General features: G+C 62.5%; 13 protein-coding genes. 5 read left to right on the forward strand and 8 right to left on the reverse strand.

What is annotated here, in order from left to right:
- From QT222_RS12595 to QT222_RS12605, 3 genes are all read right to left on the reverse strand, one after another.
- Positions 1–514 (reverse strand): translation initiation factor IF-6 (locus QT222_RS12595; RefSeq protein WP_491477377.1); only part of this gene is annotated, 514 nt, incomplete at its 3' end.
- 3 nt (positions 515–517) lie between these two features.
- Complete coding sequence (locus tag QT222_RS12600) at positions 518–796, reverse strand: 50S ribosomal protein L31e (protein WP_004058568.1); 279 nt, start codon at positions 794–796, stop codon at positions 518–520.
- Positions 797–799: 3 nt separating this feature from the next.
- Positions 800–952, reverse strand: a complete 153-nt coding sequence (locus QT222_RS12605) for a 50S ribosomal protein L39e (RefSeq protein ID WP_004058569.1) — start codon at positions 950–952, stop codon at positions 800–802.
- Positions 953–1,115: 163 nt separating this feature from the next.
- Here QT222_RS12605 and QT222_RS12610 point away from each other — a divergent pair, with 163 nt between their 5' ends.
- Complete coding sequence (locus tag QT222_RS12610) at positions 1,116–2,054, forward strand: DMT family transporter (RefSeq protein ID WP_491477378.1); 939 nt, start codon at positions 1,116–1,118, stop codon at positions 2,052–2,054.
- Positions 2,055–2,090: 36 nt separating this feature from the next.
- Here the strand turns inward: QT222_RS12610 and thpR are convergent, their stop codons facing one another.
- Both thpR and QT222_RS12620 read right to left on the reverse strand, forming a co-directional pair.
- A complete protein-coding gene (thpR, locus tag QT222_RS12615; RefSeq protein WP_491477379.1) occupies positions 2,091–2,645 on the reverse strand; it encodes an RNA 2',3'-cyclic phosphodiesterase in 555 nt (184 codons plus the stop codon).
- Positions 2,646–2,740: 95 nt separating this feature from the next.
- Positions 2,741–3,382, reverse strand: a complete 642-nt coding sequence (locus tag QT222_RS12620) for a histidine phosphatase family protein (RefSeq protein ID WP_491477380.1) — start codon at positions 3,380–3,382, stop codon at positions 2,741–2,743.
- A gap of 91 nt (positions 3,383–3,473) precedes the next feature.
- Here QT222_RS12620 and QT222_RS12625 point away from each other — a divergent pair, with 91 nt between their 5' ends.
- The 4 genes from QT222_RS12625 (at position 3,474) to sufU (ending at position 6,540) form a co-directional block, all read left to right on the forward strand.
- Positions 3,474–4,214, forward strand: a complete 741-nt coding sequence (locus QT222_RS12625) for a tetratricopeptide repeat protein (protein ID WP_004058579.1) — start codon at positions 3,474–3,476, stop codon at positions 4,212–4,214.
- Positions 4,214–4,516 carry a DUF424 domain-containing protein gene (locus QT222_RS12630; RefSeq protein ID WP_004058581.1) on the forward strand — a complete coding sequence of 101 codons (303 nt, stop codon included), beginning with the start codon at positions 4,214–4,216 and terminating at the stop codon, positions 4,514–4,516. The genes QT222_RS12625 and QT222_RS12630 overlap by 1 nt, the downstream gene beginning before the upstream one ends.
- Before the next feature lie 219 nt (positions 4,517–4,735).
- Positions 4,736–6,016 carry a bifunctional cysteine desulfurase/selenocysteine lyase SufS gene (gene sufS, locus QT222_RS12635; protein WP_004058583.1) on the forward strand — a complete coding sequence of 427 codons (1,281 nt, stop codon included), beginning with the start codon at positions 4,736–4,738 and terminating at the stop codon, positions 6,014–6,016.
- Positions 6,017–6,114: 98 nt separating this feature from the next.
- A complete protein-coding gene (gene sufU / locus QT222_RS12640) occupies positions 6,115–6,540 on the forward strand; it encodes a Fe-S cluster assembly sulfur transfer protein SufU (protein ID WP_004058592.1) in 426 nt (141 codons plus the stop codon).
- Positions 6,541–6,558: 18 nt separating this feature from the next.
- Here sufU and QT222_RS12645 read toward each other — a convergent pair whose 3' ends face one another.
- The 3 genes from QT222_RS12645 to radA form a co-directional block, all read right to left on the reverse strand.
- Positions 6,559–6,972, reverse strand: a complete 414-nt coding sequence (locus QT222_RS12645) for a helical membrane plugin domain-containing protein (protein WP_004058595.1) — start codon at positions 6,970–6,972, stop codon at positions 6,559–6,561.
- A 10-nt stretch (positions 6,973–6,982) separates the two neighbouring features.
- A complete protein-coding gene (locus tag QT222_RS12650) occupies positions 6,983–8,128 on the reverse strand; it encodes an NAD(P)/FAD-dependent oxidoreductase (RefSeq protein WP_004058597.1) in 1,146 nt (381 codons plus the stop codon).
- 221 nt (positions 8,129–8,349) lie between these two features.
- On the reverse strand, positions 8,350–8,941 hold a 592-nt coding region (gene radA / locus QT222_RS12655), incomplete at its 5' end, for a DNA repair and recombination protein RadA (RefSeq protein ID WP_491477381.1).

Raw genomic sequence — 8,941 nt, forward strand, 5'->3', positions numbered from 1 at the left:
GGAGCGATTCGAGCGCCTCGGGTTCGGGTTCCCGAGATTTCGGGTGGCAGAGGTCGCCGCGATTGTTGGCGACGGCCGCCATCCCGACGGTCCGAACGTCGGCGAGGTCGCCGCGTTCGACGGGCACGTCCAGCGCGTCTTCGACGGCTGCGACGGCCTCGTCGGAGAGGTCCGTGTGGACGTACGCGCCGTAGTCGTTCGCGAGAACGACGTTTCCGGCGGCGTTGATACGACCGGGAAGCTCGTAGACAGGAAGGTCTACAGCGTCTTCGAGGGCCTCCTTTTCGCGGGTCGTCGCACGACTCGAGACGAGAAGACCGTTCTCGTTACCTGTCGCTAACGCACCGACAGTGCCGGACCCGCCGATGGTCGTCTGGACCACCGGCACGTCGAGTTCTTCGGCCATCTGCTCGGCGAGCGAGTCGTCGGCGTCCGGGCGGACGAGAAGCACATCGTCGGTTGCCCGAGCGAAGACGCCGATGTAGGACGAACCGGCGAAGGAGGCGCGGAGCACCGTTTACTCGGCCGGTTCGGCTTCGACGATCGACTCGCCGTCCTCGTCGAAACGGGCAGCGCGGACGCGGAACTTGCTCGGCGGGCTCTGCCGACCGTGCTCCCAGATGTCCTCGTTGATCTGCGGGTCGAGGCGCACGTTTTCGGCGTCGACCTTGAAGTGCTTCGCGAGGTGTTCGCGGATGATTTTCATCGAGCGACCTGCGCGCTCGTGGGACGGGACTGCCTTCACGTCGCGGAGCGGGACGGTGACGACGCGCTCCTCGAAGTCGTTTGCGCTCATTGCTTACTCGTCCGTGTTGCTCCGCCGCCAGTTGCGACGCTTGGGGTTTCGCGAAACTTCCATATCAGTTTTGAGCATGACCCACGCGGGGACACGACTGTTCTGGCGCTCGAGCTTCGCCAGACGCTTCTTCTTAGCCTTCGACTTCTTACCCATAGTGGGCTACACTTTCCATCCTCCGCATAAAATCTTGTTCCTTCGCGTTTTAGCCGTGTGAGATGCGTCCGCACGTGCGAGCCGACAGTCCTTCGATATCTCAGCGGCAAGCACGTCCGCGAACCAACCAATTCAGTACCGCCGACGGAAACGTCTGAACCGAATGGGTCGGGCCCGTACACTCGTCGTCTTTGTAGCACTTTCCGCCGTCTGGGGAAGCGCCTTTCTCGCCACCGACATCGCCCTTGAATCGGTTCCACCAGCGTTTCTTGGAGCGGTCCGATTCGACATTGCGGCCCTCTTATTGTTCGCTCTCACCGTCGCCCGCGGCGACCGATTCGTCCCGACCGAACGGAGCGAGTGGCGGCCGATTCTCGCTGGGGGCGTGTTCAGCATCGGCGCACACCACGCGCTCCTGTTCTCCGGTCAGGTGTACATTCCCGGGTCAGTCGCATCGGTTCTCCTCGGCATCATCCCGCTCGCGACGCCCACGCTCACCCGTTTGACGGCCACCCGAGAACGGCTCTCCCCCATCAAAATAGCGGGACTGGTCCTCGGATTCCTCGGTCTCGTCGTCATCGCCAACCCGGACCCCGAGAACCTGCTGTCGTCGAACCTCGTCGGGGCAGTGTTGGTGTTCAGCTCTGCGATTGCTTTCGCCCTCGGCGCGGTGCTCACCCACGACAGCGAGACGGATATGTCGTTACTGGCTGTGCAATCGTGGATGATGCTCATCGGTGCTGTCACGCTTCACGTGACGAGTATCGCGCTCCCGTGGGAGTCCGCCGCTGGGGCGGTGTGGACTCCGCAAGCGTTGGTCGCGACCGGCTATCTCGCCGTCGTCGCGGGTGCGGGCGGGTTCTTACTGTACTTCTGGCTCCTCGACCGAATCGGACCCATCGAGGTGAGCATTCTGGAGTACGTCATCCCGATTTTCGCCGCGCTCGCGGAGTGGGTTATTATCGAGCGGGCCCCAACAAAGACGACCGTCGTCGGATTCGTGCTCATCTTCGTCGGCTTTCTCCTGTTCAAGCGGGACGCGATTCGGAGTGAACTCCGGCGCGCTATGGCTCGCCAACAGCGTAAGCCGACGGACGATTGACGAAGCCGTAGTCGAGCGGGTGACGACGAATCGGCGCTACAGCGAAAACCGCTCGACAGTCCCGTACTCGGGACCGTTGGGTCCGAGTTCGCTCTTTTTCAGCCGAACCTCCCGAACCCGAAACGTTCCGATAGTTGGGGCCTCCTGCTCGACGACCCGCCGCACGTGGGCTTTCCCTCGGGCGTCGTTCATGCGGGCGAGTGTGATGTGCGGTGAGAATTCGTGGTCTTCGGCGTCGAATCCGAGCGCCGTTGTCTCCCGTTCGAGAGCCTCGTGAAGTCGGGTCATTTCGTCGGCACCGTCGGTAACGCCGGTCCAGATGACGCGAATGTAGTCGAGCGATGGGAAGACGCCCAGTCCGCCGACCGAGGCGTCGAACGGGTCCACATCGGCCGCGTCGAGCGCATCCTCGACCGCGTCTTCGACTTCGTCCAGTCGGTCCGGCGATGTCTCACCGAGGAATTTCAGCGTGACGTGCGCCTGTTCGGGGTCGGTGAACTGGAGGCTGTCGGCGTCAGAGAGCAGTTCTTGCACCGCAGCGACATCCTCCGAGAGCGACGACGGGAGGTCGATAGCGAGGAACAGTCGCATGGTAGAATAGTGGCCGGAAACGGACGTTAAGGTTCCGCCGGGGGCAACACGGGGACAGCTCAGCACCCCCATCTCAGAGACTGAATGCATTCAGCTCAGGGACCGGAGCCATCCGCATCGCCGACCCCTGCTGTCGGGTCGCGGTCGCCCACGTCAGACCGTTCATCCGGGGGAACCCACGTCCGAACGATGCTGAGGGGATTGTCGTCGACGAATGTCACTTCGTATACGTCAGGCATCGAGAGTCCATCCCAGAACTCGTAGCCGTAGCGCGGGTCGTAGGCGTTGAACACGAGCGCCATGAGCGTCCCGTGGGTCCCGACGGCGACGTGCCGGTCGGGGTAGGCTTCGACGAGTCGGTCCACCGCCGCCACGCCGCGGGCCTGTGCTTCGGAGTGTGATTCACCGCCGGGGTGGGACGCCGTGGGGTTCGCCCAGAGGTGTTCGACGGCGGTATCGAAGTCCTCGACGTGTTCTCCTGCAAGTTCGCGTTCGCGAAGGTCCTCGTCAACGACCAGCGGGACGCCGGCAGCGTCAGAGACGCCTTCGACGGTCGCCCGGGCACGCTTGTACGGACTCGTGGCGACCACGTCAGCGACATCGGCGAGGTGAGCGGTGATGCGGGCGGCATCGCGGCGTCCACGACGCGAGAGACCACGGCTCCGTTCGGCATCCGGGATGTACGGCGAGTGGGCGTGCCGGACGAACGAAACCACAGTTGTCGCAGGGGTAGTCATTCGCAGACGGTCACCCCCGCGAGGCTAAAAAGCGGTCGGTGTCGCCGCTCTGACGTAGCGTTTAACCGCCGTGACACCCAAGCGCGGCTATATGACCGACGACGGCAAGCGGCCCCACCGATTCTCAGAAGGGCAGGGGTTCGACGAGGACTACTCTGACTTCTCGCTCGACCCGCCCGAACTCTCGGTGGACCCGACGAAGGTCGACCCGGTCGACTCGCGCGTCCTCACGGACATCCTCGACCAGCGGAACATCGACCCTGAGGACGTTGACGTGGAGCAACTGCTCGACGTCGGCCTCTCGTATATGCAAATCAACCGCTTCGAGGAAGCCACTGAAGCGTTCGAGCGAACCGCTCGCTTCGCTGAAGACGGCTCACCCCTCCAACAGGAGGCGTGGGTGAACAAAGGCGCGGCACACGCGCAACTCGAAGAGTGGGACGAAGCAATCGGCTCGTACCACGAGGCGCTCCGCGTCGACGACGATAGCGAGCACGCCGCGACGACACACACGAACCTCGCGTACGCGCTCTGGGAGTCGGGTCGAACCGCCGACGCGCTGGACCACGCCGAGCGCGCCGTCGAACTCGACCCGCGCTTCGCGCAGGCGTGGTACAACCGCGGCTTTTTCCTCCACGAGCGTGGCCTGAACGAAGACGCCGTCAACGCCTTCGACAACGCCATCCGCCTCGGTATGCGCACTCCCGCCGTCCACGAAGAGAAGGCACGCGCACTCGAAGAACTCGGCCGCGAGGAAGCAGCCGAACAGGCGCAGCAGCAGGCCGACGACATTCGCGAGCAGGCCGAAGCGGAGCTCGTCGAGGACTACTGATGCTGCTTCGCGAACGAGAGACGCCCGAAGGACTCCTCGTTTCGGTCTGTGACGCCGACTGTCTCGGTGAGACGTACACCGACGGCGGCGTCTCGCTGGACGTGACGGAGGACTTCTACGGCGGCGAAGAAGCCGAAAAGGCCGACGAAGATACCGTCGTGGAGAGTCTTACCCGTGCCACCGTCGCCAACATCGTCGGCGAAGAATCCGTCACCGTCGCCATCGACGCCGGACTCGTGGACGAAGAGACGGTTCTCGAAGTCGGTGGGACGCTCCACGCACAACTGCTCTGGCTTCGCTGAGTCGTCGCCGTCTGTTCTACTCGTTCCCGTCGTCCTGCAAGCGTTCGATACCCGTGATTTCGAATCGTGCGCCGCCACTGCTCGACTCTCTGCACACCGTTCAGCACCCGCGACTGTCATCGATTCCGGCAGCAGTCGCCGCCTCACGCAACGGAAATCGGTTTCGCAACAACGCCGGGACCGAAGACGTGTTGTGCCTACGGCCGTAACTCACGCCTAATGGAAGCGAAGGAATCGTATCCCGTCGACGTCGACGCCATCCGCGCGGACTTCCCGATTCTCCAGCGGAACGTCGGCGGCGACACTTCGACGCCGGGCGAGCACGACGACGATACCATCCCGCTGGTCTATCTCGACAACGCCGCCACGAGTCACACCCCGAAGCAAGTCGTCGACGCGATGGTCGACTACTACCACGGCTACAACTCGAACGTCCACCGTGGTATTCACCACATGAGCCAAGAGGCCTCCGTCGCCTACGAGGAGGCTCACGACCGAGTCGCCGAGTTCATCGGTGCCTCCGGCGGTCGTGAAGAAGTCGCCTTCACTAAGAACACCACCGAGGCGATGAACACCGTTGCCTACGCGTGGGGCCTCGAAGAACTCGGCCCGGGCGACTCTGTCGTTCTGACCGAGATGGAACACCACGCCTCGCTGGTCACCTGGCAGCAAATCGCCAAGAAGACCGGCGCTGAAGTGCGCTACATCCGCGTCGGCAGTGACGGCCGACTCGACATGGAGCACGCGAAGGAACTCATCGACGAGACGACGAAGATGGTCTCTGTCGTCCACATCTCGAACACGCTCGGGACCATCAATCCCGTCTCCGACCTCGCGGACATGGCTCACGAGGTTGGTGCGTACATCTTCGTCGACGGCGCACAGTCGGCACCGACCCGTCCGGTCGACGTAGAAGCCATCGACGCCGACTTCTTCGCCTTCTCGGGCCACAAAATGTGCGGTCCGACTGGCATCGGCGCGCTCTACGGCAAGCGCGACATTCTCGAAGAGATGCAACCGTACCTCTACGGTGGCTCGATGATTCGCCGCGTCACCTTCGAGGATGCCACGTGGGAGGACCTTCCGTGGAAGTTCGAAGCCGGAACGCCGCCTATCGCGGAGGGTATCGCGTTCGCCGCCGCCGTCGACTACCTCGACGACATCGGCATGGAGAACGTGCAGGCTCACGAGGAACTCCTTGCAAAGTACGCCTACGACCGCCTCACCGAGTTCGACGACATCGAAATCTACGGCCCGCCGGGCGACGACCGCGGTGGCCTCGTCTCTTTCAACCTCGAAGGCGTCCACGCCCACGACCTCTCCAGCATCCTCAACGAGCAGGGCGTCGCCATCCGCGCCGGTGACCACTGTACGCAACCGCTCCACGACAAACTCGGCGCTGCCGCCTCGACGCGAGCGTCCTTCTACATTTACAACACGAAGGAAGAAGTCGACAAGTTGGTCGAAGGGCTCGACGTGGCCCGCGAACTGTTCGCCTGAGTCACCCCTCGTACTGAACGAGTATAACCGGCGAAATCGACCGATTCGCGGCCCCGGAATCCTTTTACGGCGCTCGGGCGTAGCCCCGACGAACACCAATGGGCATTGGCTCAGATATGTATCGTCAGCAGATTTTGGACCACTACAAGAACCCCCGAAACCACGGTCGGCTCGAATCGCCGACGTACACTCACACGGGGGAAAACCCCTCCTGCGGCGATACGATTACGATGGACGTGCAGCTCGCCGATGACGGCGAGACGATAGAGCGCGTCGCGTTCTCCGGCGATGGCTGTGCCATCAGTCAGGCGTCCGCGAGCATGCTCACCCAGCGACTCCCGGGCACGACGCTCTCGGAACTGAACGAGATGGACACCGACGACATCACGGAGATGCTCGGCGTTGACATCTCGCCGATGCGTGTCAAGTGCGCCGTCCTCGCGCGACAGGTCGCACAGGACGGCGCGAAGATTCACGACGGCGAGATAGAAATCGAGAAGACGAAAACCGAAGACGACGACTAGCTTCGTCTGGTCTGTGACCTATTCTTCATCCGTCCGCGCGCCGAGCGCAGCGGCCAGCGCAACAAGGTAGCCGAGTCCGGCCTTCACTTCCGGGTCCCGGGTCGCACGAAGGAGACCAACTGCACCGACTGGTTCGGCCTCGGCTTCTTCCGCATCGCCGACAGCGCGGAGCAGGCGCTTCATTCCGGCGACTGTCTCGGGGTCCGAAGCGTCGTCGGCGACTTCAGCGAGTCTGCTGCCAGTCCCAGCAAGCGAGTGCACCATTTCGTCGTCAACCGCGTCCATACCGAGTTCGACCACATCGACGAGGTCGTTGATGAGGCCGAGTCGCTCGACGAGGACGGCGACCTCTTCGGGGTTGTTCTCGATGGCCCGAACGAGTTCGTCGGGCACCGCCTGTTCGGTCGGTTGTGAGTTTTCTTGGTTCTGCATTGTTCTCACCTCAAAGCATCCCGCGGGCGGTCAGCCAGTACGATTCGTTGTACGCGTGTTTCGCCCAGTGGATCGTCTTCGACGGCCGGCGCATCGTCGCGGGCGTCTCGTAGTCGAACGAGACGAACGACGCTTCGTCCAGTCCGGTCTCGACGAAACAGACCGTCTTGCCGTCGTACTTCTTCGTGGGCGTGTGGTTCCGGACCTTCGAGGCGATACGGTCTGCGACAGCAAACGCCTGGAAGTGCGCTGCACTCCCTGCTTTCGGAACGGGCAACGACGCTGTGTCGCCGATGGCGTACACGTCCGCTGCGTCCGTTGCTTCGAGCGTCCGCTGGTTGACTTCGACCCAGCCGTTGTCGCCGAGACCCGATTCGAGTATCAGGTCGTCGCCCCGGTGCGGCGGGATGCCGACGAGCAGGTCATATTCGACTTCCCCGCCGTTTTCGGCGTGGACGGCCCGGTCATTGGGGTCGATAGCGTCAACGACGAAGTCGGTTTCGACGCGGACGCCCCGTTCGGCGAGAATGGGGTCAGCCCACGCGGCGACTTCGGGTTTCCCGTGGCTCCGCTCGATGGGATACGTGTAGACGAGTTCGGTGTCCTCGTGGAGTCCCTGGTCGCGCAGCCAATCCTCTACGATGAACGTGAATTCGAGCGGTGCGGCCGGGCACATGTGCGGAGTCCCGACGACGCTCAAGACGAGGCGACCGCCGTCGAATTCGGCGAGTGCCTCACGAAGTTGTTCGGCACCAGCGGCGCTGTAGAAGTGATGAGCACCCTCTTTGAATCCGGGAACCGCGTCGGGGTCGAGTTTCGCACCGGTCGAGAGGACGAGTGTGTCGTAGTCGATAACTTCGTCGCCGTCTTGGCAGTAGAGCCGTTTTTCCTCGGTGTCGACGCGACGAACCCGGTTGATGACGATGTTCACTCGCTCGTCGACGAGTTCTCGCAGGTCTCGGACGCCGTCTTCCGGTTCCGCGAGTCCGAACGGGACGTACAGGAAGACCGGCTTGTAGACGTGCTTGGTATCGTCGGTGACAAGGACGAGTTCTACGTCGCCCGTATCCACCTCCGCCGCGAGTTCCTCGGCGAGGCGGTTCGAAACCACCGTACCGCCGGTACCACCGCCAACGACTACGATTCGTTTCGTCATTGTGTTCACCTATATGAATAGTGGTTCTCGAAAGAGATAGTATTGGACTGTAGTTCCAAGATTATGAGAACAAGTGGGCAGTAGGGTGTGTTTAAAGTCCAAATATATCAAGATGGGAACGTCCAGATAGGGCGGTAAATAGGAAACTAAGCACGACTGCTGGCGCTCAGAGACTGAAAGGGGGGAAGAAATATGGAGTCTGAGAGCGGTTCGAACCGAATCTATTCGGGCTTGAGACCGGCGTCCTGCACGCGCATGATGCCCTCACCGTCGGCGAGGTTCGGCGCGTCGACGAGGCGGACGATACGCTTGTCGCCCTTCGACTTGCGGAGGTAGATACGGAACGTCGAGGTGTGGCCGAGGATGTTGCCACCGATAGGCTGCGTCGGGTCGCCGAAGTAGGAGTCGGGATTCGACGCGACTTGGTTCGTCACGAGGATGCCAGTGTTGAACAGGTCGCCGATGCGCATCAGGTCGTGGAGGTGCTTGTTGAGCTTCTGCTGGCGTTCGGCAAGTTCGCCGCGACCGACGTACTCGGCGCGGAAGTGGGCCGTAAGGGAGTCGACACAAAGCAGGCGAACCGGCCAGTCGGAGTCTTCGTGGTCGCCAGCGAGTTCCTTGGCCTTCTCAGCGAGGAGAATCTGGTGGTTGGAGTTGAACGCCTTCGCGACGTGAATCTTGTCGAGGAAGTCGTCGACGAGCGCCGTCATCGTCTCTTCGTCGTCGATAGAGCCCTCGATGTCGCGGTCGGCGAGGGTCGCTTCGAGGACGTCGTCTTCGAGGCCGCGGACCATGTCGTCGATACGCTCCTGG

The sequence above is a fragment of the Haloferax sp. s1 genome, assembly GCF_058382125.1.

Excerpts from the sequence above, each read along its gene's own strand:
- QT222_RS12605 (WP_004058569.1), bottom strand. The coding sequence starts at position 952 with ATGGGTAAGAAGTCGAAGGCTAAGAAGAAGCGTCTGGCGAAGCTCGAG.
- sufU (WP_004058592.1), top strand. The coding sequence starts at position 6,115 with ATGGGCATTGGCTCAGATATGTATCGTCAGCAGATTTTGGACCACTAC.
- QT222_RS12625 (WP_004058579.1), top strand. The coding sequence starts at position 3,474 with ATGACCGACGACGGCAAGCGGCCCCACCGATTCTCAGAAGGGCAGGGG.
- QT222_RS12600 (WP_004058568.1), bottom strand. The coding sequence starts at position 796 with ATGAGCGCAAACGACTTCGAGGAGCGCGTCGTCACCGTCCCGCTCCGC.
- thpR (WP_491477379.1), bottom strand. The coding sequence starts at position 2,645 with ATGCGACTGTTCCTCGCTATCGACCTCCCGTCGTCGCTCTCGGAGGAT.
- QT222_RS12610 (WP_491477378.1), top strand. The coding sequence starts at position 1,116 with ATGGGTCGGGCCCGTACACTCGTCGTCTTTGTAGCACTTTCCGCCGTC.
- QT222_RS12645 (WP_004058595.1), bottom strand. The coding sequence starts at position 6,972 with ATGCAGAACCAAGAAAACTCACAACCGACCGAACAGGCGGTGCCCGAC.
- QT222_RS12630 (WP_004058581.1), top strand. The coding sequence starts at position 4,214 with ATGCTGCTTCGCGAACGAGAGACGCCCGAAGGACTCCTCGTTTCGGTC.
- QT222_RS12620 (WP_491477380.1), bottom strand. The coding sequence starts at position 3,382 with ATGACTACCCCTGCGACAACTGTGGTTTCGTTCGTCCGGCACGCCCAC.
- sufS (WP_004058583.1), top strand. The coding sequence starts at position 4,736 with ATGGAAGCGAAGGAATCGTATCCCGTCGACGTCGACGCCATCCGCGCG.
- QT222_RS12650 (WP_004058597.1), bottom strand. The coding sequence starts at position 8,128 with ATGACGAAACGAATCGTAGTCGTTGGCGGTGGTACCGGCGGTACGGTG.